We start from the raw sequence: 24705 nt of genomic DNA, 5'->3' as shown, positions 1-24705 counted from the left end.
AACAAATCTGGCCGCACCGTCGGCGGCCAGCCAACACCAATTACACCCCACTGTGCGCGTGATCATCGAGCTAGTCTCTGATTACCCACACGTTGTGTTTCTTCCAAGATTGGAGCAGTTGCGTTAGCAGCCGCTCAACCAGTTACGCCTGACGACCATAGCGAGTTGGTCCCACTCCTTCCCATCCCGAACAGGACAGTGAAACGACTTTGCGCCGATGATAGTGGACGGACGTCTGTGAAAGTAGGTCATCGTCAGGCTTTTATTGCTCAAAACCCCACAGGTATATCCTGTGGGGTTTTGTTTTTGGGGCGACGCCTTGCCTGCCAGGGCGCATACCCATCAAACAAAACCCCTCGCCGGCAATGCCGGCGAGGGGTTTTTGTTTATGAGCCAGGCAACTGGGGAAGCATGTTCCTAGGGCAGTTGGCGGCGCAGCGCGGCGAAGAACAGTTCGGATTGCAGGCGTTCGCCCTGCACCTGCGCAGCGACCCGGGCGGCCAGGTCGGGATTGACCGGGACCAGCGGTCGTCCGGTGGATTGCGCGAGCACCTGGGCGGTACAGGCGCGTTCCAGGAAGAAGAGATCGTCGTAGGCGTAGTCCACCCGCTCGCCGCAGACGACGACGCCATGGTTGCCCAGGAACACGATATCCGCGCCCTGCATGGCGCGGGCAATGCGTTCGCCTTCGCCGACGTCCAGGGCCAGCCCGTTGTAGTGCGCGTCGATGGCCAGCCGGCCGTGGAAGCGCATGGCGTTCTGGGACAGGGTGGTATCGAGCCCGCGATCGGAGGTGAGCGTCAAGGCGGCGGCGTAGGGCATATGCGTATGCAGCACGCACGCCTTGCCCGCGATGCGATGGATGGCGGCGTGGATGAACATGGCCGTGGGCTCGACCTCATGGCGGCCGGCGAGTTTGTTGCCGTGGGCGTCGACCAGCACGATATCGTCCGGCTGCACTTCGTTCCACATCAGCCCGCGCGGGTTGAGCAGGAAATGGTCCGGGTCGCCAGGCAGCGCGACGCTGAAATGGTTGCAGACGCCCTCCCCCAGCCCGTGGGCGGCGGCAGCCCGCAGCGCGAGCGCCAGATCGGCGCGCAGCGCGGCGACGGGTTCGGCGCGATAGAGCGCATCGGCGAAACGGGGTTCTTGATTCATGGCTGCCTTTGGGAAGTCTGGGTCCGGGAAAGCCGCGCATCCATCATTGCCAACCGGCGTCGCGGAAGAGCTCGGGCACGCGGTCCAAAGTTGCTACGGTAGCGTCCGGCCGGTAGTCAGGCAAGGGCGCGCGGCCCGTGCCGCGGTCGATCCAGACGCAACGAAAGCCGATATCGCGGGCGGCGGCGTGATCCAGTTGCGGGCTGGCGCAAATATGCACGACCTCGTCAGGCGTGACGCCGAGGCTGGCGTGGGCGTGGGCGAAGATCTGGCGCGAGGGCTTGTAGGCGCCGGCTTGTTCCGCCGTGATCACGCGGTCGATATGGCCGCCCAGCTGCGCCACGTTGCCGGCGATGATGGCGTCGTCGGTGTTGGAAATGATGCACAGCCGGAAGCCGGCCTGTTTCAGCGCGGCCAGCGTGCCGACGACCTCGGGAAACGGCGGCATGGCGGAAATGCTGCCCACCAGCATGTCCGCGTATTCCGGCCGGTACGCCAGGCCCAGCTCTTCCAGGGTCAGCCGCAGCGATTCGCGGCTGACATCGGCGAAGGCGCGTTGCGGGCGTTCGCGTTCCAGCCGGTGCTCATGGCCGTCGTAGATATGCAGGAATTGCGCGGGGGTGGGCGCTTGCCGGCCCGACTCCGGATCGGCGGCCAGGATGCGGGCGACGGCGTCCCGCAGGCCTTCGTCCCACTGGATGAGGGTTCCATAGCAGTCGAAAGTGAGCCATGGCGGACGGGGCAGGTTGGTCAGGGGCATGTCGGTTCCTTGTACAAGCCGGGTTGGCGAAAGCGATGGAGCCAGAGTAGGGGCAGCGATAATCAGTTGTAAAATTAATTATTGAACTCATCTCAGTCGATTATTCGATATCAAGACCGCCATGCTCGATCTGGAACTCCTGAGGACCCTGGTTTGCGTCGTGGACGAAGGCAGCTTCACGCGCGCGGCGAGCCGGGTGCATCGCACTCAATCCACCGTCAGCCAGCAAGTGCGCAAGCTGGAGCAGGGCGTGGGCAAGACGTTGCTGTGGCGGGACCGGGCGGGCGGCAATGTGTCGGCGACGGAAGACGGCGAGGTAATGGTGGCGTACGCTCGCCGCTTGCTGGCCATCGCCGGCGAAGCCGAGCACGTGCTGTCGGCGCCGCGCAAGGCCAGCGTGCTGCGCCTGGGGATACCGGAAGACTTCGACGTGACGCAACTGACCGCGCTGCTCGCGGGATTCGCCGCCAGCCATGCCGACGTGCGCCTGGAAACGAGCAGCGGCATGAGCATGGATCTGCGGCAGGGGCTGGAGTCGGGCGATCTGGACCTGGCGCTCGTCAAGCGCGAGCCGGCCGACGGGCCTTGCCTGGCGGCATGGCCGGAGCGCCTGGTCTGGGTGGGTGGGGCGCAGCGGGCGTCCGAAGGAGGCACGGTGCCGCTGGTCCTGTTCCCGCAAGGCTGCATCTATCGCAAGCGCGCGATCTACGCCTTGGAAAGCGCGGGCCGGCCATGGCACATCGCGTACCACAGCCATAGCCTGGCTGGCGTGCAGGCGGCCGTCGCTGCCGGATTGGGCGTGAGCCTGCTACCGGCGTTCGCGCGGCTGGACACGCACGAAGTGCTGGGCGAAGACGCCGGATTTGGGCCGGTGCCGCCGACCGAGCTGGCCATCGTCGGCAAGCCGCGCGCGCTGAATGCCGCCGAACAGCATCTGGTGGACGCCTTGAAGCAAGCCATCGGGCAAGACGGCCTGGACGCGTCGCCGGCCTGAGGCGCGGGCTCAGTCCAGATCGCCGTCCACGTAGTACCACCTGCCGTTTTCGCGCACGAAGCGGCTGAGTTCATGCAGGCGGTGGGCCCGGCCGGCCTGGCGGCTGCGGGCGACGAATTCCACGGTGGCGTGATCGGCGTCCTGGACGAGGGCTTTCTTGATCGCCAGCCCCAGCCATTTGAGGTCGGGAGGGTTGGGTTCGAGCGCGGCGGGTCGGGTGCTCGGATGCCAGGTATCCAGCAGATAGGGCAGCCGGTCGAGCACGAAGGCGCTGTAGCGGGAGCGCATCAGCGCCTCGGCGGTGGGTGCCTGCAGCGCGAGCGGGCCTTCATGCCAGCGGCCGCAGCATTCGGCATAGGCCTTGGGGTTGCCGCAAGGGCAGGCCGCGGCCTCGGGGCGAGAGGGTTTTGCCACGATGAGCGCCGTCGATCAGGCCAGCAGATCGTTGTACTCGGGATGGCGGCGCATATAGACTTCGGCGTACGAGCACAGCGGCCGCACCTTCCAGCCGTTGGCGCGCGCGTCGTCCAGCGCGTGGCGAGTCAGCGCGGCGGCGATGCCGCGGCCGCCTACCTGGCTGGGAACGCCGGTATGGGTGATCGTCATGACCTTATCCTGCAACTGGTAGTCGAGCACGCACAGCACACCGTCGACGGTGGCCGTATAGCGGGAGCGTTGAGTGTCTTGCGTGACGGAAATCATGGATAGCGGTTCCTCCGGTTCGGGTGCCGCCCGCGGGCGGGGTGGGCACGGCTGGGTTGCCTGCGGGTCGTTCAGCGCTGCAGGACCTTGAGCAGGGCGGTCAACTGGGCGTCGCGGGCCTGGACCAGGTCCGCGATGCTGCGGTCGCCGGCCTCGGCGTTGACGCCCTCGATCAGGCGCTGTTGCAGCGCCGGCGTGACGTCAGGCGCGCCCAGGTCGTCCCACCAGGTTTGCACGGGGCCGAGCAGATGCGCCATGAAATGGGTCAAGCCGCCTTCGCCGCCGCCCAGGTTGAACGTCATGTGGGGGCCGAACAGCGCCCAGCGCAGGCCCGGCCCTTGCGAGACCGCGGCATCGATGTCGGCGACGCTGGCCACGTTTTCGGCCGCGAGGTGGATGGCTTCGCGCCAGAGCGCGGCCTGCAGGCGGTTGGCGATATGGCCGGGCACCTCTTTGTTCAGCCGGATCGGGTACTTCCCCATGGCCCGATAGAAGGCGATGCTGCGGTCCATCGTGTCGTCGGAAGTCTGGTCGCCGCCCACGACCTCGACCAGCGGGATCAGGTGCGGTGGGTTGAACGGATGGCCGATCACGAAACGAGCGGCATGGCGGCAGCGGGACTGCAGGCGGCTCATGATGAGGCCCGACGAGCTCGACGCGACGACGACGTGGGGCGGCAGGACGGCGTCCATGCGCGCGAACAATTCGATCTTGAAGTCTTCGCGTTCGGGGCCGTTCTCCTGCACGAAGTCCACGCCGGCCAGCGCGGTTTCCAGGTCCGGCTCGAACGCCAACGCGTCGGGCGAGGCGCCGGGCAGCACATGGCCCAGTTCGGCCAGCACCGGCCACGCGGCCCGCACGCGTGCGCGGGTCTGGGCTTCGGCGTCGGCGGCGGGGTCGCTGACGACCACTTCCAGGCCGCGGGCAAGGAACAGCGCGGCCCAACTGGCGCCGATGGTGCCGGCGCCCACGATGGCGACGCGGCGGATGGCGGGCGGAAGGGACGTGGCGGGACTGGACATGCGGGTCTCCTGGTTGCGTGTAGAGGAGCATTGTGAAGCAAACGCCGGCCCGTTGCCACGCCGGGGCGGCGCGGGCAAGATAGCGGCTGTCTCGATTTCCCGGAGCCCAGGATGCCCGCGACGCCAGACCGCCTATCCGCCGTGCCGTATTGCTGCCAATGGGCGTCCGCGCACCGGGCGGACCAGATCATCCGCGGCGAGCTGGCCCTGGCCGAGGACCCCGCATGGCGGGAATCGGGCGCACGCGATGTGCGGGAGTACGCGCATTGGGCCAGCCACGTCTGCGGCATGGCGTGCTTGAGCATGGTGCTGGCCGCGCGCGGCGCGGGCCGCCACCCGGTCCTGGAGCTGGCGCGTCGCAGCCTGCCGTATGGCGCCTACACGGTGGACGGCGATCGCATCAACGGCATGATCTACGCGCCGTTCGTGCGTTACGTGGCCGACGCTTTCGGCATGGATGCCCGCGTGCACGTCGGGCTGCGGACGGACGAGCTGCCGGGGCTGATGGGCCAGGCCGAGTATTTCATCGCGTCGGTCCATCCGTGGATACGCTGGCCGGATCGGGAGCCGCCGAAGAAGGGCGGCCACCTGGTATTGATCACGCGCGCGGCCTCGGATGCGGTGAGGTTCCACAATCCCTCGGGCGAGCCGGGCGCGCAGGCGGACGTCGAATTGCCGCTGGCCGCGTTCGACCGCTATTTCGCGGGCCGTGGCGTGGCCATCATGCCGGCCGCGGCCTGAGGCGCGCGGCGCTCAGGCGTTGCGGGCGCGGCGCAGGTGGCGCCATACCAGCGTGGCGGCCAGCAGATAGCTCGCGGCGATGACGCCATAGGCGACGGGCAGGGCCCCGCGCCAATCGGGCTGCAGATGCAGGATGGTGCCTATCAGCGCGACGCCCACCAGCGCGCCCGATTGGCGATTGGCGTTCAGCGCCGCCGCAGCGCTGTTCGCGTGTTGTTTGCCCGATACCTGCATGACCACGCTGGTCATCGCGGGCACGGCGATGCCCACGCCCAGGTTGGCCAGCGCGATAAGGGCGGCGAACGGCCAATAAGCAATGCCGGGGGTGAGCGCGAAGATGGCGACGGCGCTCATGGCCGCGGCCAGCGAGATGCCGCCGAGCAGCGAGGCGGACACGTTGCCGCGCGCGGACATCCGCCCGGATAACAGGTTGCCGATCGAGAAGACGGCCAGCATGGGCACGAGCTGGATGCCTGTCTGCAGCGCGTCGGCGCCGCGCGCCTGCTGCAGGAACAGGCTTAGCAGGAAGAGCTGGCCGTAGGCCGCCAGGTTGATCAGGAAGCCGACGCCGTTGGCGGCCGCGAATTGTCCGGTCGCGAAGAGCGCGCGCGGGATGATGGGCTCGGCGTGGCGGCGTTCGCGGCGCACCAGCAAGGCGGCGGCGCCCAGGCACAAAGCGGCCGCGACCGTGATGCGGCCGGAGGCCCAGCCGTAGGCGTTGCCCTGGATCAGCGCGTAGCAAAGCGTGGACAGCGCGATCACCCCCAGCAGGTGGCTCAGCGGGTTGAGCGCGCGCGGCCGCCGCGGCGCCGCCTGGATGCGGCGGCGCGCCAGCCAAAGGCCGACGATCCCCAGCGGGAGATTGATCAGGAAGATCCCGCGCCAGCCGAACTGATGGATCAGCATGCCGCCCAACAGCGGCCCCGCCGCGCCCGCGACGGCCACGATCGCCGACCAGGCCGCCAGCATGCGATTGCGCACGTGCTCGTCGTCGTAGGCATGGGTCAGCAGGCTGAGCGAGCTGGGCATGAACAAGGCCGCGCCCAGGCCTTGCAGCATGCGTGCCAGGATGAGGACGTCGGCGTCCGGCGCCAGCCCGCAAAGCAGGGATGCGAAGGTGAACACCCCCAGGCCCGCCAGATAGAGGGTCTTGGCGCCGTAGCGGTCGGCCAGCGCGCCGGCCACCAGCAGCAGTGCCGCGAACGTCAGGGTATAGCCGTCGACGATCCAGACCAGGTCCGTCAGCGGCACCGTGAATTGCAGCGCGATGCTGGGCAGGGCCACGTTGACGACGGTGACGTCCAGCATGGCCATGACGAAGCCGATCGCAAGCGTGACGAGCGGCAGCCAGCCGGCGTCGGCGGGTTTGGCGTCCAGGGCGGACGCGTGGGGGCAGGCGGAGTTCATGATGGAAAAGGCGGAGTGGGCATTCGAGGAGCAAAGCTTAGGCGCTTCCTCCGATGCAAAAAAGTCGTATAAATGATTTTGTGTAATGCAAAAATGCATCAAAAGGACCACGCATGGATTGGGACAACGCCAGGATCTTTCTGGCCATCTACCGGGTGGGGACGCTGCGCGGCGCGGCGGCGCTGCTGCAGATCGACCAGGCCACGGCCGGCCGCCGGCTGGCCGCGCTGGAGTCTTCGCTGGATGCTCGGCTGTTCCTGCGCACGCCCGGGGGATACGTGCCCACGGCGGCCGGCGAGCTGGCATTCGGGGCGGCCGAGCGCATGGAGCAGGCGGCCGATCAGCTGCAGCGCCAGATGCAGGGCCTGGACCATCGGCTGTCGGGCGTAGTGCGCGTGGCGACCTCGGAAACCGTGGCCAGGTATTTCGTGATGGAGGCGATCCGCCGCGTGCACGCCCAGCATCCCGACATCCGCGTGACGCTTTCCACGGCGATCCAGCTGAGCAATCTGACGCGCCGGGAGGCGGACCTGGCGATACGCAACCTCAAGCCAGACAACCCCGACCTGATCCACCGCCACCTGGCGCGCAAGGAGGTCGGGCTGTACGCCTCCCGGGCCTATCTGGCTGCGCATGGCGAACCGCGCCCGGGAACTGCGTTCGCGGGGCACACACTGGTGGCGTACCAGCAGTCGGTCCTGCCGGGCTGGTCCGATACCTTTTGCGGGGAGCCCACGGGCAATGGCCGCATCGGCCTGGAACTGAACTCCGGCCTGATGATCATCGAGGCCGTGGTGGCCGGCCTGGGCATCGGCGAACTGCCCATCCACATGGTGTCCGACCATCCGGACTTGGTGCGCATCTGGCCGGGCCGCAGCGAACCCTACGATCTCTGGCTGGTGATGCACGGAGACCTGAACCGCACGGCCCGTGTGCGCGCGGTGGCCGACGCCATCGTCGAGGTCTTCGAAGAGGACAAGTAGCGGCGCGTCGGCCGCAGGGGATGGGGCTCGGCTTGTGGGCGGCGGCGGCAGGCGCTAAGGTGGGCATGCCCCGCATAACCACGACCCAGGAGTCGCCCGTGTCCGATCTTTGGCGTTTGTCCGCAGTTGAGCTTGCCGCCCGCATCCGCAAGGGGGACGTCTCCGCCCGCGAAGCGGCGCAAAGCGCGCTGGGGCGGCTCGAAGCCGTCAACCCCGCCATCAATGCCGTGGTGGACTACCGACCCGAAGCGGTGCTCCGGCAGGCGGCCGAGGTGGACGCCGCCCTGGCGCGGGGAGAGGACGCGGGGCCGCTGGCAGGCGTGCCCGTCACGGTCAAGATCAATGTGGATCAAGCCGGTTTCGCCACCACCAACGGCGTGACCCTGCAAAAGGACCTGATCGCGGCGGAGAACAGCCCGGTCGTGGACAACCTGCGGCGCGCCGGCGCGGTCATACTGGGCCGCACCAACACGCCGGCGTTTTCGCTGCGCTGGTTCACCGGCAATGCGCTGCACGGCGATACGCTGAACCCGCGCAATCCGGCGCTCACTCCCGGCGGCTCGTCGGGCGGCGCGGCTTCCGCCGTCGCCGCCGGTATCGGCCACCTGGCGCACGGCACGGACATCGCGGGCTCCATCCGTTATCCCGCCTATGCTTGCGGCGTCCACGGCTTGCGGCCGTCGCTCGGCCGGGTGGCGGCCTACAACGCGGCCTTGCCGGAACGTGCCATCGGTGGCCAACTCACCGCGGTCTCGGGCCCCCTGGGGCGCAGCATTGCCGACCTGCGGGTGGGCCTGGCCGCGCTGGCCGCTGCCGATCCGCGCGATCCCTGGTGGGTGCCGGCGCCCTTGAATGGGCCCGAGGCGCCGCGCCGGGCCGCGTTGTGCCTGAATCCGGATGGCATGGAAACCGAGCCCGCCGTGGTCAAGGCCTTGCAGGAGGCGGCGCGCCGGCTGAGCGAGGCCGGCTGGACGGTGGACACGCTGGACGCGGTGCCGCCCATGCGGGAGGCGGCCGACCTGCAGATCCGCATGTGGCTGGCGGACGGCTATGACGCCCTGGTATCGGCCGCCGAAAAAGAAGGCGACCGCGGCGCGCTGGTCGCCTTGGCGGGCCAGCGCGACACGGCGGCCGGCATCGACCTGGCCGGCTTTTCGGCGGTGTTGACACGGCGCGCCACGCTGACCCGGGCTTGGGAACTGTTTTTCGCCGAGTATCCGGTGCTGCTGTTGCCGGTGTCCGCCGAGCTGCCCTTTCCGGACAAGCTCGACCTCCAGGGCGACGCGGCCTATGCCCGCGTCTGGCGCGCGCAGATGACCCAGATCGGCATCCCGTTCATGGGATTGCCGGGCTTGTCGGTGGCGATGGGCACGGCCATGAGCAGCGCGGGTCCGAGCCCGGTGGGCGTGCAGGTGGTGGCGGGGCGCTACCGCGAAGATTTGTGCCTGGCCGTGGGCGAGATCATCGAGGCGGCTGGCGAGGCCGTGGGGATTGCCGAGCCGGCGCCCCGCCCCTAGGCGGCCCGCGCCGCTAGCGGCTGAACCGCAGGCGCAGGACGCCGAGGTCGCCGTAGGCGAGCGACACGTCGCGGTTGGCCGGCACGTCCAGGAAACCGGCGTAGGAACCGGTAATGACGTGTTGGCCCGCGCGCAGTCCCAGGCCCTGCTGGCGCAGGAAATTCGCGAGCCAGTACAGCCCGGCCTTGGGCCGGTCGTTCGGGTGGATGCCCGCGTGCTGTTCGACTTCTTCGCCGTCCACCGACAGCGTGATGCTCATGCTGCCGGGGGCGGAATGGGGCGAGGCGATTTGCGGTCCGAGCACCAGGCCCAGGTTGAACATGTGGTCGGCCAGGAGTTCGGGCAGGCTGACGTGTTCCGGGGTGGCGTAGCGGCAGCCCAGGATTTCCAGGGCCAGGCGCGCCCCGCCGATGGCGGCGTCGATCTCGGCCTCGGTATAGGGCTCGGCGCGGGCGGGCAGGTCGCGCGCAATCTCGAATGCGATTTCGGGCTCGATGCGCAGCACGTCGGTCCGGGCGGCGATGGGGCCGGCTTCGGCGTAGGCGACCGTGGACGCGTAGATGGGGGCGACCACGGCCTTGTCGGGCGATGGCAGCGCGCTCTTCCAGGCGGCGATGCCGTCCTGGCGCTCTTGCAGCAGCAGTTGCGCGGTGCGTTGCTGCACGGCGAAGGCCTGGCCCAGCGATTGCGGGCGGCACTCGGCCGGCAGGCGCGGGCCGGCGACGCCGGACTCGCGGGCGGCGATCAGGTAGCGGGCGGCTTCCAGGCAGCCGGGATAGTCTTCGATTCTGATCTGCATGCGCTCAGGCTCCCAGATACAGCATCACCCAGAGGGCGACCATCGCGATCAGGCCCAGCCAGCAGGAACCCCAGAAACCGACGATGGGCCATTTCATGGCCAGCGGAATCTTCTTCGGGTCGACGTGGGGCAGCAGGTCGTTGGCATTGCCGATCAGCCAGAAACGGGTGCCGGGGAACATCAGGCGGAAGAAATAGTCCAGCGTGATCGCGGCCCGCACCGGCAGCGGATATTGGGCGAACGTGCGGTGCTGCAGGTACGGATGCTTCAGCGCGGCATTGATCTGCTTGCTCTTGAAGAAGAACAGCACGATGCCGCTGATCGTGCAGGTGATGAAGCACAGCACGAAAAGGCTGAAGGCCATGGAAATGGCGGGTGAATGCATGGGGGGTCTCGGGGTTGCGCGGTAGGCCGCGTTCGGATGATAAGAAGCCAGACGGATTTCCTGGCCGTATTGTAGAAGGCTAAGCGCAGCCCCGTGTTCAGGGCCGCGTCAGTCGGCGCGCGCCTGGGCGCCCCGGGGCGCCAGCGCTCAGCCGCGGACCTGGCCTTCGCCGCTCAGCACCCACTTCAGCGTGGTCAGGCCTTCCAGGCCGACCGGGCCGCGCGCGTGCAGGCGGTTCGTGGAGATGCCGATTTCAGCGCCCAGGCCGTACTCGAAGCCGTCCGCGAAGCAGGTGGGCAGGTTGACGTAGACCGAACTGGAATCGACTTCGCGCTGGAAACGCTGGGCGGCGGACAGGTCCTCGGTGACGATGGCGTCGGTGTGGCCGGAGCCCCAGCGCGCGATGTGCTCGATGGCGTCGTCCAGCGAGTCGACGATGCGCACCGCGAGGATGGGGCCCAGGTATTCCGTGGCCCAGTCTTCCTCGGTGGCGGGCTTGGCGTGCGGCAGCAAGGCCAGCGTGCGGGGGCAGCCGCGCAGCTCGACGCCGCGCTCGCTGAAATCCGCGGCCAGGCTGGGGAGGAGGGAGACCGCGGCCACCGCGTCGACCAGCAGGGTCTCCATGGCGCCGCAGATGCCGTAGCGGTAGGTCTTGGCGTTGATCGCGATGGCGTGCGCCTTGTCCGGGTCCGCCGCCGCGTCGATGTAGACGTGGCAATTGCCGTCCAGGTGCTTGATCAGCGGCACGCGGGCTTCCTGGGACAGGCGGGCGATCAGGCCCTTCCCGCCGCGGGGCACGATGACGTCGATGTGCTCGGTCATGGTGATGAGCTTGCCGACCGCGGCCCGGTCCGCGGTGGCCACGACCTGGACCGCGTCCTGCGGCAGGCCGGCGGCGGCCAGGCCGGTCTGCACGATGCGGCCCAGCGCGATGTTGGAGTGCAGGGCTTCGCTGCCGCCGCGCAGGATCGCGGCGTTGCCGGACTTGAGGCACAGCGCCGCGGCGTCGATCGTCACGTTGGGACGGGATTCGTAGATGATGCCGATCACGCCCAGCGGGACGCGCATCTGCGCGACCCGCATGCCGTTGGGGCGCACCGTCGTGGCGGTAATGCTGCCGATCGGGTCTGGCAGGGCCGCGATCTGGCGCAGGCCGTCGGCCATGTGCGCGAGCGTCTTTTCCGAAAGAGTCAGGCGGTCCAGCAGGGCTGGTTCCAGGCCGTTGGCGCGCGCGGCGGCGACGTCTTTCTCGTTGGCGGCCTTGAGTTCGTCATGGCTGGCGGCGAGGGCGTCGGCCATGGCCAGGAGCGCCTGGTTCTTGGCGGCGCCGGTGGCGCGCATCATGGCGCGCGAGGCGCGGCGGGCATTCTCGCCCAGGGTGAGCATGGCTTGTTCGATGGAGGACGAGGACATGGCGGCGTCGATCATGGAGTGTGGGGCGGCGCATGCGCCGCCTGGAGAATCAGTGTATATCCGGCGGGGAGGCCGGGCGAACTCCGGTCCGGCGGCCGGAGGGCGGGGCGAAGGCGGCGGCTATGCCGCCTTCACGGTCGCGCGCCGGCGGCGGCGACGCGCAAGGCGAGCCGGGTCATTTCTTCCCAGGGATCGGACAGGCGGCCGGGCACGGACAAACCCTTGATCAGGCGGTCCACTTCGTGCGCGTGCTGCACGGCGGCCGGCCAGACGCCCGGCTGCACCCGGCCCAGGGCCTGCAGGGCCAGGCGTTCGTGCGCGCCGAAAATGCGCAGGCGGCGCATCAGGCCGTTGACGTCCTGCCCCAGGGCGCGCGCTTCCGCGACGCGGGCCAGCAGGCGGATTTCTTCGCCCACCGCCCACAGCACCAGCGGCAGCGCCTCGCCTTCGGCGCGCAGGCCGTCGATCATGCGGATGGTGCGGCCGGTGTCGCCGGCGAGCATGGCGTCGCGCAGCCCGAAGACGTCGTAGCGCGCCACGTTCAGCACTGCGCGTTCCACGTCTTCGGACGCCAACTGGCCTTCGGGGTACAGCAGGCCCAGTTTCTGGATTTCCTGGTGGGCTGCGAGCAGGTTGCCTTCGACCTTGTCGGCCATCCACTGGAGGGTGGCGTTGTCGGCGCGCTGGTTCTGGCGCGCGAGCCGCATGCCGATCCAGGCGGGCAGGCGGCCTCGTTCGATATTGGCGATATCGACCATTATGCCGCCGCGGCTCAGCGCCTGGACCCAGCGGCTTTCGCGCGTGGCCTTGTCCAGGCGGGGCAGGGCGATCAGCACGAGGGTGTCCGGGTCGGCCTGCTTCTCGGCCTGCTCGGCCAGCCCGGCCAGGGTATCGGCGCCGGCCTTGCCGGGCTTGCCGGTCGGGATCTTGATTTCGAGAATGCGGCGGTCGCCGAACAGCGACACGCTTTGGGTGGCGGCGGTGACCGAGCTCCAGTCGCTGCGCGCGTCCATCACCATGGACAGCCGATCGGTATAGCCGGCGTTGCGGGCCGAGGCGCGCAACACATCCACGGCCTCGGTCACCAGCAGCGGCTCATCGCCCGACACCGTGTACAGCGGCGCCAGCCGGTTGCCCGGCCGTTGCAGATGATCGGCCAGGCGGTCCGCGTCCAGGAGCTGTGCCATTTAGCGCGTGATGGCCGGATCGGTGGTGGACGGCGTCTTCCAGGGCTCCGGCGTGCGCTGGGGCTGCGGGGCGGTCGGATCGTACAGCGGGATCTCCCCGTCTTCGCCGCGTTGCTCGGCGTTCTCGAAGGCGTTGCGTACTTCCGGCGCGGTCAGGCGGCGCAGCAGGCGGGACACCAGGTCGCGCTGCATGGCCCGGTACAGCGTTTCGATCTGGCCCTGCTTGGCCTGGACGACCTGGTCGTCGTAAGGCATTTCGCGGTAGATCGACAGGGTGGTGTCGGGGATCACCGCGCGGCCCTTGGCGTCGATGAGGCGGAACGTGTAGTTGATGCCGAGTTCGTATTCCTCGACACGGCCCTGGGCGTTCAGCGAAACCTCGCGCAAGGTGCGGGCGTCGGAGACCTGCTGCAGGATGGCCTGGGCCTCCTTCGGGGTTGAGACCAGCTTGGTGTTCGGCGAGGCCGCGCGTATCGAACGGCGCACGTCGGCGCCGAACTGGGTGGTGTCGGGAATGCCGACGTACAGCGTATCGAACGGCAGGGGGGTGACTCCCCGCAAGGCGAAGCCGCAGGCGGAGAGCAGCATGAACAGCGCCAGGCAGGCGCCGCGCAGCAGCCAGGATTGGCGGGAGGAGTGCGTTTGTTGCCCGGCGAAGTGCATGCTTGACCTCATCAGCCTACGACGTTGACCAGTTTGCCCGGAACCACGATGACGCGCTTGGGCGGACGGCCTTCCAGGAAGCGGGCGACCTCTTCCTGGGCGGCAGCGAGTTGCTCGATGTCTTCCTTGGCCGCCTTGGCCGAGACGCGGATCGAGCCGCGCAGCTTGCCGTTGACCTGGAGCATCAGTTCGATCTCGTCGGCGATCAGCGCCGCTTCGTCCACGTGCGGCCAGGGGGCGTCGAGCAGGTCGCCCAGTTCGTGCGCATAGCCCAGGTCGCGCCACAGGTGCCACGTGATGTGCGGCACGACCGGGTACAGCACGCGCAGCAGCACGCCCAGCGTTTCGGCGTAGGCGGCGTCCGCCGGAGCGCCTTCGGGCAGCTCGGCGTCGTCGATCGCGTTCAGCATCTTCATGCAGGCGGACACGACGGTGTTGTACTGGATGCGCTGATAGTCGTAGTCGGCCTGCTTGAGCAGACCGTAGACCTCGCGGCGCAGATCCTTCACGGGGGCGGGAGCCTGCGCCCAGTCGGCGCCATGGGACAGGCCGCGGGCCACGGCTTCGCGCTTGGCGTGGCTGATCGACCACAGGCGGCGCAGGAAGCGGTGGGAGCCGTCGACGCCCGAATCGGACCACTCCAGGGTCTGTTCCGGCGGGCTGGCGAACATGACGAACAGGCGGGCCGTGTCGGCGCCCAGGGTGTCGATCAGCGACTGCGGATCGACACCGTTGTTCTTCGACTTGGACATCGTGCCCACGCCGCCGTAATGGATCTCGGAGCCGTCGGATTTCAGCTTCGCGCCGACGATCGCTCCGCGGGCGTCGTAGACGTTTTCGACGTCCTCGGGCCAGAAGTACTCGATGCCGCCCTGGGGCGTCTTGCGCGAATAGATATGGTTCAGCACCATGCCCTGGCACAGCAGCTTGGTGAAGGGCTCGTCGAAATTGAGCAGGCCCATGTCGCGCATGACCTTGGTCCAGAAGCGGGCATACAGCAGGTGGAGCACGGCGTGCTCGATCCCGCCGATGTACTGGTCCATCGGCATCCAGTAGTCATTGCGCGTGTCGACCATGGCCTGGTCGTTGCCCGGCGACGTATAGCGCATGAAATACCAGGACGAATCCACGAAGGTGTCCATCGTGTCCGTCTCGCGGCGCGCCGGCTTGCCGCACTTGGGGCAGGCGCAGGACAGGAAAGCCTCGTTCTTGGCCAGCGGGTTGCCGCTGCCGTCGGGGATGAGGTCGTCCGGCAGGACCACCGGCAGGTCTTTCTCGGGCACCGGGACCGGGCCGCAATCGGCGCAGTGGATGATGGGGATCGGGGTGCCCCAGTAGCGCTGGCGCGAAATGCCCCAGTCGCGCAGGCGCCAGGTGGTCTGCTTTTCGCCCAGGTCCTGCGCGCCCAGGTCGGCCGCGATGGCGTCGACCGCTTCCTTGTGCGAGAGGCCGTCGTACTTGCCCGAGTTGATGGTGCGGCCGGCTTGCTTGTCGCCGTACCATTCCTGCCAGGCATCGGTGGAGTAGGCCTTGCCGGCCACGTCCACGACCTGGACGATGGGCAGTTCGTATTTCTTGGCGAAGGCGAAGTCGCGTTCGTCGTGCGCGGGCACGCCCATGACGGCGCCGTCGCCGTAGGTCATGAGCACGTAGTTGCCGACCCAGACCTCGACCTCGGCGCCCGTGACCGGGTGCGTCACGAACAGGCCGGTGGGCATGCCTTCCTTCTCGCGCGTGGCCATTTCGGCCTCGGTCGTGCCGCCCAGCTTGCACTGCTCGATGAACGTCGCCAGTTGCGGATTCGACAAGGCGGCCTGCGTGGCCAGGGGGTGCTCCGGCGCCACGGCGCAGAAGGTCACGCCCATGATGGTGTCGGCGCGGGTCGTGAAGACGTACAGCTTGCCGTCCTGGATCAGCTGGCCGTCGGGGCCGGCGATCTTGTGCGGGAAGGCGAAGCGCAGGCCTTCGGATTTGCCGATCCAGTTTTCCTGCATCAGGCGCACGCGCTCGGGCCAGCCGGGCAGGTCGTTCTGGACGGCGCCCAGCAGTTCGTCGGCGTAATCGGTGATGCGCAGGTAGTAGCCGGGGATCTCGCGCTTTTCAACCAAAGCGCCCGAACGCCAGCCGCGGCCGTCGATGACTTGTTCGTTGGCCAGCACGGTCTGGTCGACCGGATCCCAGTTGACGACCTGGGTCTTGCGGTAGGCCACGCCCTTTTCCAGCATCTTGAGGAACAGCCACTGGTTCCACTTGTAGTACTCGGGATCGCAGGCGCACATCTCGCGCGACCAGTCGATCGCCAGGCCCATCGCCTTCATCTGCTTCTTCATGTAGGCGATGTTGTCGTAGGTCCACTTCGCGGGCGGCACCTTGGACTTGATGGCGGCGTTCTCCGCCGGCATGCCGAAGGCGTCCCAGCCCATGGGCATCAGGACGTTGTAGCCGCGCATGCGCAGCTGGCGCGCCATCATGTCGTTGATGGTGTAGTTGCGCACGTGGCCCATGTGCAGCTTGCCGCTGGGGTAGGGCAGCATCGAGCAGGCGTAGAACTTCGGCTTTTCGGAGCCGTCGGCGTTCGTGGCGTGTTCGTGGACCAGGTAGACGTCGCGGGCCTGCCAGTCTTGGTGGGCGGCTGCTTCGACGATATTGGGGAGGTAACGTTCCTGCATGGGCTCGTGCACGGTGGCAAAAAAGGGTGAGCCGCCCGGCCGCGCGGGCGCGGAGGCGGCCGGACGCGGGGGCGGTCAAAACCCCTGATTATAGGAGGTGCTAGACGCGTGCTGGGGGCGGGGCCGTTTCAGGGATGCGCGCGCTTGGCGACAAGGTGCCGTAAAGCAGCGTTATTCCCCCGAGGACGGCGCCCGCCGTGACCACGCCGGGCCAGCCAAAATGGGCGTACAGCCAGGACGATACCAGCGAACCGGATGCGCCGCCGATGAAGTAGCTGGTCATGTAGCCCGCCGTCAGCCGGCTGCGCGCCTCGGGGCGCATCCGGTAGAGGGCGCTGCTATTGGTGACATGCACCCCCTGGATCGCCAGGTCCTGCACCAGGATGCCCACTAGCAGGGCAATCACGGACGCCTGGCCGAACGCCATCAGTCCCCACGAACCCAGCAGCAGGAGCAGCCCGACCCGGGTGGCCAGGTTGCCCAGGCCGCGGTCGGCCAGGCGGCCGAATCGATTGGCGGCATAGGCGCCGGCGGCGCCCGCCAGCCCGAACAGGCCGATCGTCGTGTTGCTGTACTGATAGGGCGGGCTGGCCAGCAGGAAGGTGAGGGGCGTCCACAGCATGCTGAAGGCGGCGAACAGCAGCCCGCCCAGGAGCGAGCGAGCGCGAAACAGCGGTTCCTCGACGAACATCTTCAGGATGGAGGCCAGCAGACGGGGGTAGCTCAGCCCCGCCGGGCTCTGGTAGCGGGGCAGCAGGCGCCACAGGGCGGCGGACATGGCCAGCATCAGGATGGCCGCCACCCAGTACACCGTGCGCCAGCTGCCCACGTCGGCCAGCACGCCCGCGATGGTGCGGGCCAGCAGGATGCCCAGCAGCAGCCCGCTCATGACCGTGCCCACGGCCTTGCCCCGCTCGTGGGGGGCGGCCAGCGTGGCGGCGAAGGGCACCAGGATCTGCGCCACGACCGACAGCATGCCCGTCAGGGCCGTGCCCACGATCAGCACGGCGATATTGGGGGCGAAGGCGGAAATGAGCAGGCTGCCGGAGGACAGCAGGCTCATCAGCACGATCAGGCTGCGGCGTTCGAACATGTCGCCCAGCGGCACGAGCAGCATCAGCCCCACCGCATAGCTCAGCTGCGCGGTCGTGACGATGCTGCCCGCCGCGGCGGTGGACAGCGCGAATTGCTCGCCAATGGTGTGCAGCAATGGCTGCGCATAATAGTTGCTGGCGACCGCCAGGCCGGTGGCGACGGACATCAGCAGGATGATCGGCGCGGTCAGGGGCGGCGCCTGGGGAGAGCGGGTAGCGGTATTCATGGGTCCGGAGCGGGGAAAGCGGGGGGCGGGGGAAGATTCCGCGGCGGCGTCAGGCGTCGATGCCGCCTGGGGTTTCCTGGTCCAGCCGGATCAGCATCTTCTTCAGGAGGCCGGCCAACTGCTTGCGTTCGCCGGCCGATAGCGGCTCCAGCAATTCGTTCATGTCCTTCATATAGTCCTTCAGCACCGCCTTGATGAGGCGCAGGCCCTCGGGGGTGAGCGACACGATGACGCCCCGCCGGTCTTCGGGGTTCGGGCTGCGCGCGAGCAGGCCCGCCTGTTCCAGGCGGTCCAGCCGGTTGGTCATCGCGCCGGACGTGAGGAGCAGGGCCGCGACCAGCTTCTGCGGATTCAGGGCATAGGGCGCGCCGCTGCGGTACAGCGTGGCCAGCACGTCGAATTCGCCCTGGTGCAGGGTATGGCGGCGGAAATTGCGGTTTACGTTGCGCGTGGCCAGGGCGTTCAGGCGGAACACGCGGGTGACCACGGCCATGGGCGAGAAGTCCTGGCCGGGACATTCCTTGGCCCATTGCGAGATCACCTGGTCGACGAGGTCATTCATGGCTGCTATTTATTTATTTCCAGGTAAAGTATCTTTATATGAAGATAAATTCTAACAGCGACCTGCCGGAAGACGCAACGCGGGCGGAAAAAAGAAGGGCCCGCCTCTTGCGAGGCGGGCCCTTCCGGCTTGACCGGATACTCGCGCGGAATTACTGCGCGGCGTCCTTCAGCTTCTTGAGCGGGCGAACCTTCACCTTGACCGAAGCCGGCTTGGCGGGGAACCAGCGCTCTTCGCCCGTGAACGGATCCTTGCCGAAGCGCTTGGCCTTGGCGGGAACCTTCTGCACGGCGACCTTGAACAGGCCCGGCAGCGTGAATTCGCCGGCGCCCTTCTTGTCCACGGAGCCCAGCACCGAGGTTTCCAGGCTGGCCAGGACGGCCTTGACGGACTTGGCTTCGACGCCGGATTGCTCAACGATGTAGGCGATGAGCTGGGTCTTGTTCAGAGCAGCCTTGATGGCCTTGGGGGCAGCAGCGACCTTCTTGGCGGCAACGACCTTCTTGGCGGCGGGCTTCACAGCGGGCTTCACAGCCGTCTTGGCTGCAGTTGCCTTCTTCGCGGGCGCCTTGGCGGCGGGCTTGGTGACTTTCTTGGCAGGAGCTTTTGCTTTCGTGGCCATGGTCAAAATCCGTATGTTGAGGACATGGAGCAGCGCGCGCCGATTATCGGCAATTGACGCTACGCGCCCGATGATAGCGGAAGAGTGGCGGGAATTGCGGCTTTCCAGCGGGTTTTCAGCCGCTGTTTGTTGTTTTCGACGCAGAAAGTGCTTTCTACAAGGGTTCCTGCAAGATGTCGTGACATTCATCGCGCTTTCTTTCATGCGCCGCGGCCAGTGAACCAAGCGCGCCGCGCATGTTCCAATTGCGGGCGTCGCGGGGCGGCCGGATGCCTGCCCGCAGGCATTTCTCGCCGGCCCCGCGCAAGAAAAACCAAGCATGGAAGTGAAGCAGCGATATGTTGATGAAGAAGTTGGCGGCGAGCCTGATCGTCGCGGCCGCGTGCGTGTCGGGCGCCGTGGCGCAGCCCGTGCCGGCGCCGGCGCTGACGGCGAAGGCCTGGCTCCTGTTGGACGAAACCAGCGGGCAGGTCATCGCCTCGCACGCGGCGACGGCGCGGATCGAGCCCGCGTCCCTGACCAAGATCATGACCGCCTACGTCGTGTTCGAGGCCCTGAACAAGAAGGAATTGACGGCCTCCCAGCTGGTCACCGTGTCGACCCGCGCCTGGAAAGTGCCGGCGGGCAGCTCGAAGATGTTCCTTGAGCCCGGCTCCAAGGTGTCGGTGGACGACCTCCTGCGCGGCCTGATGATCCAATCGGGCAATGACGCGGCCATCGCCCTGGCCGAGGCCGTGTCGGGCAGCGTGGAAGCCTTCGTGGCGCGGATGAACGACACCGCCGCGGCGATGGGCCTGCATGGCACGCGCTTCGCCAGCCCGCACGGGCTGCCGGACCCCAACACCTATTCCACCGCGAGCGACCTGTCCGTCCTGGCCACGCGCTTCATCCGCGACTATCCCCAGCTCTACAAGACCTACGACTCCGCCAGGCAGTTCACCTACAACAAGATCACGCAGCCGAACCGCAACCGGCTGCTGTGGCTGGATCCCAGCGTCGACGGCCTGAAAACCGGACACACCGAGTCGGCCGGCTACTGCATCGTGGCCAGCGCCAAGCGGCCCAACGGCGCGGACGAGCGCCGGCTGATCACGGTGGTGGTGGGCACCGCGTCCGACAAGCTGCGCACGCAGGAAAGCCGCGAGTTGCTGGAGTGGGGCTTTCAGGGGTTCAATACCATCAAGCTCTACGCGCGTGGCGAGGCGGTTGCGACGCCGGAAGTCTGGAAGGGCGAAAGCGACAGCCTCAAGGCCGGATTCGCGCGCGACGCATACGTGACGGTGCCCGCCGGCGCCAAGGTCGAACGGGTCTGGACGCCGCAGGATCCGCTGGTGGCGCCCATCGCGGCGCAGGCCACGGTCGGCGCGGTGCGCGTGCTGGTGGACGGCAAGCCGGCCATGCAGTTCCCCGTGGTGGCGCTGGAACCCGTGGCCGAGGCCGGCTTCGCGGGGCGCGCGTGGGATTCGATCCGCCTGTGGTGGCGCGGCCAGGCGGGATAACGGAGGTGTGCGATGGCGGTGAGTTTTCCTGGAGGTCCGGCCCCGGCGCCGGGAGCGGATGATCCGCTGGCCCTGCTGTCGGCCTGTCATGGGCGCATCGCGCGCCAATGCGCCACGCTCGGCCGGCTGGCCGCGCACCTGCCCGCGCACGGCAGCGACGCCGCGGCCCAGACGGCCGCGGCCAGCGTCCTGCGCTATTTCGATACCGCGGCCGCGCACCATCACGAAGACGAGGAAGAGGACCTGTTTCCCGCCCTGATCGACTCGATGGCGGGATCCGACGCGGTCTGCCTGCACGCTCTCGTCGACGGGCTGGTCGCCGAGCACCGGCAACTGGCCCGGCGCTGGGAGCCGCTGCGCCAGGCCTTGTCCGAGATATCCCAGGGACGGCCCGCCGATCTGCCAGTCCAGGAGATCCGGGACTTCACCGACGCCTATGCCGCGCACATCCGGCGCGAAGAGGATGAGTTGCTGCCCATGGCGGCGCGTCTGATACCGGACGATGCGCTGGCCGCGATCGGCCAGGCCATGAAGTCGCGGCGCGGGGGCGAGGCCGGCTGAACTCGCGGCGCCGGCCGGAATGGCGCTACGATGCGCGTAGCCGGCGCGCGCCGCGCCGGGTTACGCAAGCCTGCCCGCCATGAACCGCAACGCCCGTTTTCGCCAGAAACTGCAGGATCCCGTCCTGACGCACGCCATGTCGGCGCACAACCCCTTGTCCGCGAAACTGGCGGCCGAGGCCGGATTCGACGCGATATGGGGCAGCGGCTTCGAGCTCTCGGCCAGCCACGCGGTGCCCGACGCCAACATTCTTTCCCCGTCGCAGCACCTGGACATGATGCGGGCGATCGCGGCGGCGGTGGACGTGCCGCTCATCGCCGATATCGACACCGGCTTCGGCAACGCGATCAACGTGTCCTATATGGTGCCGCAATACGAGGCTGCCGGCTGTTCGGCGGTGGTGATGGAGGACAAGACCTTCCCCAAGGACACCAGCCTGCGCGCCGCCGGCCGGCAGGAACTGGTGCGGATCGAGGAGTTCCAGGGCAAGGTCGAGGCCGCCTGCGCGGCGCGCCGCGACGCGGACTTCTGCGTGATCGCCCGGACCGAAGCCTTGATCGCGGGGGCGGGCGAGCGCGAGGCGCTGGCCCGCGCGTCGGCCTACGAGGCCGCGGGCGCCGACGCGATCCTGATCCATTCCAAGCAGCGCGAGCCCGGCGAGATCCTGTCCTTCGTGGCCGCGTGGCGGGGGCGGGTGCCGCTGGTGCTGGTGCCCACGGCCTATCCGCAGCTGCGCGAGTCCGATATCCAGGCGCTGGGCAAGGTCGGGCTGGTGATCTACGGCAACCATGCCATCCGCGCCGCCGTGGGCGCGATGCGCGACGTCTTCGCCCGCATCCGGCGCGACGGCGGCATCCACGAGGTCGACGCCGTCCTGCCCCCGGTCAAGGACATCATTGCCCTGCAAGGCGATACGGCCATGCGCGAGCTGGAGCGCCGCTACCTGAAGTAGCAGGCGCGCGTTGCGCGCGCCGGAGCGAGAGATTACGCTAGACGACCTGTTCCGCGCCGCGCCGGCCGGAGACGGGGTCGATTCAAGAGCAGGCGCCTGGGGACGGGAAGGGATGATGCAGGGGGGGATGAATATTGCGCGCCGGTTGTTCGGCTCGTGGGTGGACGAAGTCAGCGCGCGGACCTTGCGCGCGGATGCGACGGCGGGGCTGCTGGGCGCGCTGCTGGTGCTGCCGCAGGGCGTGGCCTTCGCGCTGCTGGCGGGCCTGCCGCCCGAATACGGCCTGTATTCCGCGATCGTTCCCTGTATCGTCGCCGCGCTGTTCGGCTCCAGCCGGCACGTCATGTCCGGCCCTACCAATGCCAATTCCCTCGCGCTCTATGCGGTGCTGACGCCCCTGGCCGTCGCCGGCAGCCAGGGGTATATCCAGCTGGCGCTGGCCGTGACCGTGCTGGTCGGGCTGATGCAGTGGCTGGTGGGCGCCCTCAGGCTGGGGTCGCTGGCCCATTTCATTTCACCGTCGGCCCTGTTCGGCTTCACCAGCGGCGCGGCGTTGCTCATCGCCGTGCACGCGCTGAAGGACGCCCTGGGCTTGCCGGCGCCGGACGCGCACGGCGCGGGCGCCTTGCTGGCAAGCCTGGGCGCGAACATCGGGCAGGCGCAAGGGGGCGCCGTGCTCGTGACGCTGTCGACCCTGGTGGTGGCCATGCTGGTGCGCCGGCTGGACAAGCGCAAGCCGTACATGCTGGCCGGACTGGCCGCGGGCGTGGTGGTGGCGGCCGCGTTCAATGCGCTGGCCGACGGCGAGCCGGTATCGGTGCTGGGTTCCATCGCCCAGCCCTGGCCGCCGTTCCACATCCCCAGCGTGGACTGGCGCGTTCTGCCCGATCTGCTGAGCCTGGCCTTCGCGCTCACCATCGTGGCCCTGGCGCAATCGATTTCCATCGCCAAGGCCGTGGCCACGCGTTCGGGCCAGCGCATCGACGCGAACCGCGAGTTCATGGGGCAGGGCCTGTCCAATATCGTGGGCGGGTTCTTTTCCTGCTATCTGTCCTGCGGATCGCTGAACCGGTCTATCCCCAACTACGAGGCGGGCGCCAAGACCCCCATGGCATCCGTGTTCTCGGCCTTGCTGCTGATGGCGCTGGTGGCCCTGTCGGCGCCGCTGCTGGCCATGATTCCGCATGCCGCCATCTCGGGCCTGCTGTTGCTGGTCGCCTGGACCTTGCTGGATATCCCGCGCTGGCGCCATCTGCTCCGGACCCAGCCCAGCGAATGCATCATCGCCGGGGCGACCCTGGCCGCCACCGTCACCATCCGCATGGAGGTGGCGATCCTGCTGGGCACCTTGCTGTCGCTGACCGTTTATTTGCACCGCACGTCGCGCCCCGCGATGCGCAGCATCGGATTCGATTCGCGCGGCCCGGACCGACGGTTCGTGGTGCTGGAGCATCAGCAGGATGCCTTGCCGGAATGCCCGCAGCTCAAGCTGCTGCGCATGGAGGGCTCGGTGTATTTCGGCGCCGCCGCCCACGTGGCGCAGCGCCTGCACGAACTGCGGGCCGGAGCCGCCGCGCCGCGCCACCTGCTGGTGATGGCCAAGAGCATGAACTTCATCGACCTGGCCGGCGCCCAGGTCTGGGAGGACGAGCTGGCCGCGAGAAGGGCGATGGGCGGCGACCTGTACTTCCACCGGCCGCGTCCGGAGGTGCTGGTCATGTGGCGGCGCACGGGCTTCCTGGAACGCCTGGGCGAGGATCACGTGTTTCCCGACAAGGCCACCGCGCTGCGCACCATCTACGCCGGATTGGACCGCGACATCTGCGCGGGCTGTCAGGCCAGGATCTTCTGGGAGTGCCAGGCGGACGGCTCGAAGCAGGCCTGAGGCGGCTCCGCGGCTTTGCCTCCCCGAGGCCTCGTGGCCTGGCCGCCTCGTAGCTCCGTGGTTACGAAACCCCGCGGCCTCGCCGCTGGGTCTCTGGCTCCTGGCCCTGCGTCAGGGGGCCGGCGCGTCCGTGCCGAGATAGGCCGCCTTGACCCGGGCGTCGGCCGCGATCGCCGCGGGCTCGCCTTCGGCCAGCAGGCCGCCGCGCACCAGCACGGCGATGCGGTCGGCATGCTTGAACACCACGTCCAGGCTGTGTTCCGTGAACAGCACGGCCATCCGCTGCGTGTCGGCCAGTTGCCGCGTCAGTCGCATCAGCGCGTGGCGCTCATTGGTGGCCATTCCGGCGGTAGGTTCGTCCATCAGCAGCAGGCGCGGCTGGTGCGCGAGCGCCATCGCCAGCTCGACCCGCTTGACGTCGCCGTAGGCCAGCGTGCCGCAATGCTCGTCGGCCTTATCCGCCATCTGCACCTCGGAAAGCAGGTTCATGGCTTCGCCGACGGCGTGCCGGCCCGCCCGGCGCCAGGGATTGAAGAGCAGGCGGTCGCGCGACAGCAGCGCCGTCTGCACGTTCTCGCGCACCGTCATGGAGCGGAAGGTCGCGGCGGTCTGGAAACTGCGGCCCACGCCCAGCCGGCAGATCTTGCTGGCGGACAGGCCCACCAGTTCGCGGCCATCCATCAGCACCGAACCGGAATCGGGGCGCAACTGGCCGCCCAGCACGTTGAAGCAGGTGGACTTGCCGGCGCCGTTGGGGCCGATCAGCGCCAGCATCTGGCCGGCATCCAGCGTGAACGACACGCCGGCCAGCGCGTCGATGCCGCCGAACGATTTCCGCAGTTCGCGGACCTGGAGCAAAGGGGCGGCGGTCACCGGCCCCCCTTCGTGCTCCGCGTGTCGGTA

The 24705-nt window shown here is 68.3% G+C and carries 24 protein-coding genes and 1 rRNA gene; 9 read left to right on the top strand and 16 right to left on the bottom strand.

The genetic code is table 11. The annotated features are described in order from the left end of the window. Positions 1 to 147 precede the first annotated feature (147 nt). Positions 148 to 260 (top strand): 5S ribosomal RNA (gene rrf / locus ADE01S_RS13420). Positions 261 to 417: 157 nt separating this feature from the next. Here the strand turns inward: rrf and ADE01S_RS13415 are convergent. Together ADE01S_RS13415 and ADE01S_RS13410 are read right to left on the bottom strand one after the other, a co-directional pair. Beyond that, complete coding sequence (locus tag ADE01S_RS13415) at positions 418 to 1158, bottom strand: aldolase (RefSeq protein ID WP_062682188.1); 741 nt, start codon at positions 1156 to 1158, stop codon at positions 418 to 420. A gap of 43 nt (positions 1159 to 1201) precedes the next feature. Further along, entirely contained in the window at positions 1202 to 1918 is a 717-nt protein-coding gene (locus ADE01S_RS13410) for a haloacid dehalogenase type II (RefSeq protein ID WP_062682187.1), read from the bottom strand. Between the two features lie 121 nt (positions 1919 to 2039). Between ADE01S_RS13410 and ADE01S_RS13405 the strand changes: the two genes are divergently transcribed. Further along, complete coding sequence (locus tag ADE01S_RS13405; protein WP_062682186.1) at positions 2040 to 2912, top strand: LysR substrate-binding domain-containing protein; 873 nt, start codon at positions 2040 to 2042, stop codon at positions 2910 to 2912. A 9-nt stretch (positions 2913 to 2921) separates the two neighbouring features. Here ADE01S_RS13405 and ADE01S_RS13400 read toward each other — a convergent pair whose 3' ends face one another. The 3 genes from ADE01S_RS13400 to ADE01S_RS13390 form a co-directional block, all read right to left on the bottom strand. Then, the gene (locus tag ADE01S_RS13400) at positions 2922 to 3326 is read right to left on the bottom strand and encodes a YchJ family protein (RefSeq protein ID WP_062682185.1); all 405 of its coding nucleotides are present in this window, start codon (positions 3324 to 3326) and stop codon (positions 2922 to 2924) included. Positions 3327 to 3341: 15 nt separating this feature from the next. After that, positions 3342 to 3614, bottom strand: coding sequence for a GNAT family N-acetyltransferase (locus tag ADE01S_RS13395; RefSeq protein WP_062682184.1), 273 nt, complete (start codon positions 3612 to 3614; stop codon positions 3342 to 3344). 71 nt (positions 3615 to 3685) lie between these two features. Next, complete coding sequence (locus ADE01S_RS13390) at positions 3686 to 4636, bottom strand: 3-hydroxyacyl-CoA dehydrogenase NAD-binding domain-containing protein (RefSeq protein WP_062682183.1); 951 nt, start codon at positions 4634 to 4636, stop codon at positions 3686 to 3688. Positions 4637 to 4747: 111 nt separating this feature from the next. On the opposite strand from ADE01S_RS13390, the gene ADE01S_RS13385 reads away from it, so the two are divergent. Next, on the top strand, positions 4748 to 5377 hold the full coding sequence (locus tag ADE01S_RS13385) for a hypothetical protein (protein WP_062682182.1): 630 nt from the start codon (positions 4748 to 4750) through the stop codon (positions 5375 to 5377). Between the two features lie 12 nt (positions 5378 to 5389). Here the strand turns inward: ADE01S_RS13385 and ADE01S_RS13380 are convergent, their stop codons facing one another. After that, positions 5390 to 6784 (bottom strand): MFS transporter, encoded by a 1395-nt coding sequence (locus ADE01S_RS13380; RefSeq protein ID WP_062682181.1) that lies wholly within the window; start codon positions 6782 to 6784, stop codon positions 5390 to 5392. Positions 6785 to 6897: 113 nt separating this feature from the next. Between ADE01S_RS13380 and ADE01S_RS13375 the strand changes: the two genes are divergently transcribed. Beyond that, positions 6898 to 7767, top strand: coding sequence for a LysR family transcriptional regulator (locus tag ADE01S_RS13375; RefSeq protein ID WP_062682180.1), 870 nt, complete (start codon positions 6898 to 6900; stop codon positions 7765 to 7767). A 98-nt stretch (positions 7768 to 7865) separates the two neighbouring features. Further along, positions 7866 to 9284, top strand: coding sequence for an amidase family protein (locus ADE01S_RS13370; RefSeq protein ID WP_062682179.1), 1419 nt, complete (start codon positions 7866 to 7868; stop codon positions 9282 to 9284). A gap of 13 nt (positions 9285 to 9297) precedes the next feature. On the opposite strand, the gene ADE01S_RS13365 is transcribed toward ADE01S_RS13370, so the two are convergent. The 9 genes from ADE01S_RS13365 to ADE01S_RS13325 all read right to left on the bottom strand — a co-directional run bounded on the left by ADE01S_RS13365 (position 9298) and on the right by ADE01S_RS13325 (position 18905). Beyond that, positions 9298 to 10083, bottom strand: a complete 786-nt coding sequence (locus ADE01S_RS13365; protein WP_062682178.1) for a 2-keto-4-pentenoate hydratase — start codon at positions 10081 to 10083, stop codon at positions 9298 to 9300. A 4-nt stretch (positions 10084 to 10087) separates the two neighbouring features. Beyond that, complete coding sequence (locus ADE01S_RS13360; RefSeq protein ID WP_062682177.1) at positions 10088 to 10468, bottom strand: hypothetical protein; 381 nt, start codon at positions 10466 to 10468, stop codon at positions 10088 to 10090. Between the two features lie 147 nt (positions 10469 to 10615). Further along, complete coding sequence (locus ADE01S_RS13355) at positions 10616 to 11896, bottom strand: glutamate-5-semialdehyde dehydrogenase (RefSeq protein WP_062682176.1); 1281 nt, start codon at positions 11894 to 11896, stop codon at positions 10616 to 10618. 116 nt (positions 11897 to 12012) lie between these two features. Next, positions 12013 to 13068 (bottom strand): DNA polymerase III subunit delta, encoded by a 1056-nt coding sequence (gene holA, locus ADE01S_RS13350; protein ID WP_062682175.1) that lies wholly within the window; start codon positions 13066 to 13068, stop codon positions 12013 to 12015. After that, positions 13069 to 13731 carry an LPS-assembly lipoprotein LptE gene (locus ADE01S_RS13345; RefSeq protein WP_062682174.1) on the bottom strand — a complete coding sequence of 221 codons (663 nt, stop codon included), beginning with the start codon at positions 13729 to 13731 and terminating at the stop codon, positions 13069 to 13071. An 11-nt stretch (positions 13732 to 13742) separates the two neighbouring features. Then, on the bottom strand, positions 13743 to 16400 hold the full coding sequence (gene leuS, locus ADE01S_RS13340) for a leucine--tRNA ligase (protein ID WP_062682173.1): 2658 nt from the start codon (positions 16398 to 16400) through the stop codon (positions 13743 to 13745). A 100-nt stretch (positions 16401 to 16500) separates the two neighbouring features. Then, positions 16501 to 17721 (bottom strand): MFS transporter, encoded by a 1221-nt coding sequence (locus ADE01S_RS13335; RefSeq protein ID WP_062682172.1) that lies wholly within the window; start codon positions 17719 to 17721, stop codon positions 16501 to 16503. 49 nt (positions 17722 to 17770) lie between these two features. Further along, positions 17771 to 18283, bottom strand: coding sequence for a MarR family winged helix-turn-helix transcriptional regulator (locus tag ADE01S_RS13330; protein WP_062682171.1), 513 nt, complete (start codon positions 18281 to 18283; stop codon positions 17771 to 17773). Positions 18284 to 18434: 151 nt separating this feature from the next. Next, positions 18435 to 18905: an HU family DNA-binding protein gene (locus ADE01S_RS13325; RefSeq protein WP_062682170.1), complete on the bottom strand. Its 471-nt coding sequence runs from the start codon at positions 18903 to 18905 to the stop codon at positions 18435 to 18437. A 338-nt stretch (positions 18906 to 19243) separates the two neighbouring features. Between ADE01S_RS13325 and ADE01S_RS13320 the strand changes: the two genes are divergently transcribed. The 4 genes from ADE01S_RS13320 (at position 19244) to ADE01S_RS13305 (ending at position 23802) form a co-directional block, all read left to right on the top strand. Further along, positions 19244 to 20404, top strand: a complete 1161-nt coding sequence (locus ADE01S_RS13320) for a D-alanyl-D-alanine carboxypeptidase family protein (protein ID WP_082775786.1) — start codon at positions 19244 to 19246, stop codon at positions 20402 to 20404. Between the two features lie 12 nt (positions 20405 to 20416). Continuing rightward, the gene (locus tag ADE01S_RS13315; protein WP_062682169.1) at positions 20417 to 20965 is read left to right on the top strand and encodes a hemerythrin domain-containing protein; all 549 of its coding nucleotides are present in this window, start codon (positions 20417 to 20419) and stop codon (positions 20963 to 20965) included. 79 nt (positions 20966 to 21044) lie between these two features. Next, complete coding sequence (locus tag ADE01S_RS13310) at positions 21045 to 21917, top strand: phosphonopyruvate hydrolase (protein WP_062682168.1); 873 nt, start codon at positions 21045 to 21047, stop codon at positions 21915 to 21917. Positions 21918 to 22044: 127 nt separating this feature from the next. Next, the gene (locus tag ADE01S_RS13305) at positions 22045 to 23802 is read left to right on the top strand and encodes a SulP family inorganic anion transporter (RefSeq protein WP_087881403.1); all 1758 of its coding nucleotides are present in this window, start codon (positions 22045 to 22047) and stop codon (positions 23800 to 23802) included. A gap of 111 nt (positions 23803 to 23913) precedes the next feature. On the opposite strand, the gene ADE01S_RS13300 is transcribed toward ADE01S_RS13305, so the two are convergent. Further along, positions 23914 to 24675: an ABC transporter ATP-binding protein gene (locus tag ADE01S_RS13300; protein ID WP_062682166.1), complete on the bottom strand. Its 762-nt coding sequence runs from the start codon at positions 24673 to 24675 to the stop codon at positions 23914 to 23916. Positions 24676 to 24705 lie beyond the last annotated feature (30 nt).

The organism is Achromobacter denitrificans NBRC 15125 (genome assembly GCF_001571365.1).
Classification (GTDB): domain Bacteria; phylum Pseudomonadota; class Gammaproteobacteria; order Burkholderiales; family Burkholderiaceae_B; genus Achromobacter; species Achromobacter denitrificans.
The sequence above is the reverse complement of the archived record's forward strand: the minus strand, read 5'-3'. Positions and strand labels throughout refer to the sequence as shown.

Bases quoted from the DNA above. Each gene is read 5' to 3' on its own strand.
- ADE01S_RS13380 (WP_062682181.1), bottom strand. From the start codon at position 6,784: ATGAACTCCGCCTGCCCCCACGCGTCCGCCCTGGACGCCAAACCCGCC.
- holA (WP_062682175.1), bottom strand. From the start codon at position 13,068: ATGGCACAGCTCCTGGACGCGGACCGCCTGGCCGATCATCTGCAACGG.
- ADE01S_RS13405 (WP_062682186.1), top strand. From the start codon at position 2,040: ATGCTCGATCTGGAACTCCTGAGGACCCTGGTTTGCGTCGTGGACGAA.
- ADE01S_RS13310 (WP_062682168.1), top strand. From the start codon at position 21,045: ATGAACCGCAACGCCCGTTTTCGCCAGAAACTGCAGGATCCCGTCCTG.
- ADE01S_RS13360 (WP_062682177.1), bottom strand. From the start codon at position 10,468: ATGCATTCACCCGCCATTTCCATGGCCTTCAGCCTTTTCGTGCTGTGC.
- ADE01S_RS13375 (WP_062682180.1), top strand. From the start codon at position 6,898: ATGGATTGGGACAACGCCAGGATCTTTCTGGCCATCTACCGGGTGGGG.
- ADE01S_RS13390 (WP_062682183.1), bottom strand. From the start codon at position 4,636: ATGTCCAGTCCCGCCACGTCCCTTCCGCCCGCCATCCGCCGCGTCGCC.
- ADE01S_RS13335 (WP_062682172.1), bottom strand. From the start codon at position 17,721: ATGAATACCGCTACCCGCTCTCCCCAGGCGCCGCCCCTGACCGCGCCG.
- leuS (WP_062682173.1), bottom strand. From the start codon at position 16,400: ATGCAGGAACGTTACCTCCCCAATATCGTCGAAGCAGCCGCCCACCAA.
- ADE01S_RS13305 (WP_087881403.1), top strand. From the start codon at position 22,045: ATGAATATTGCGCGCCGGTTGTTCGGCTCGTGGGTGGACGAAGTCAGC.
- ADE01S_RS13395 (WP_062682184.1), bottom strand. From the start codon at position 3,614: ATGATTTCCGTCACGCAAGACACTCAACGCTCCCGCTATACGGCCACC.
- ADE01S_RS13330 (WP_062682171.1), bottom strand. From the start codon at position 18,283: ATGAATGACCTCGTCGACCAGGTGATCTCGCAATGGGCCAAGGAATGT.
- ADE01S_RS13325 (WP_062682170.1), bottom strand. From the start codon at position 18,905: ATGGCCACGAAAGCAAAAGCTCCTGCCAAGAAAGTCACCAAGCCCGCC.
- ADE01S_RS13410 (WP_062682187.1), bottom strand. From the start codon at position 1,918: ATGCCCCTGACCAACCTGCCCCGTCCGCCATGGCTCACTTTCGACTGC.
- ADE01S_RS13385 (WP_062682182.1), top strand. From the start codon at position 4,748: ATGCCCGCGACGCCAGACCGCCTATCCGCCGTGCCGTATTGCTGCCAA.
- ADE01S_RS13365 (WP_062682178.1), bottom strand. From the start codon at position 10,083: ATGCAGATCAGAATCGAAGACTATCCCGGCTGCCTGGAAGCCGCCCGC.
- ADE01S_RS13415 (WP_062682188.1), bottom strand. From the start codon at position 1,158: ATGAATCAAGAACCCCGTTTCGCCGATGCGCTCTATCGCGCCGAACCC.
- ADE01S_RS13320 (WP_082775786.1), top strand. From the start codon at position 19,244: ATGTTGATGAAGAAGTTGGCGGCGAGCCTGATCGTCGCGGCCGCGTGC.
- ADE01S_RS13355 (WP_062682176.1), bottom strand. From the start codon at position 11,896: ATGATCGACGCCGCCATGTCCTCGTCCTCCATCGAACAAGCCATGCTC.
- ADE01S_RS13315 (WP_062682169.1), top strand. From the start codon at position 20,417: ATGGCGGTGAGTTTTCCTGGAGGTCCGGCCCCGGCGCCGGGAGCGGAT.
- ADE01S_RS13345 (WP_062682174.1), bottom strand. From the start codon at position 13,731: ATGCACTTCGCCGGGCAACAAACGCACTCCTCCCGCCAATCCTGGCTG.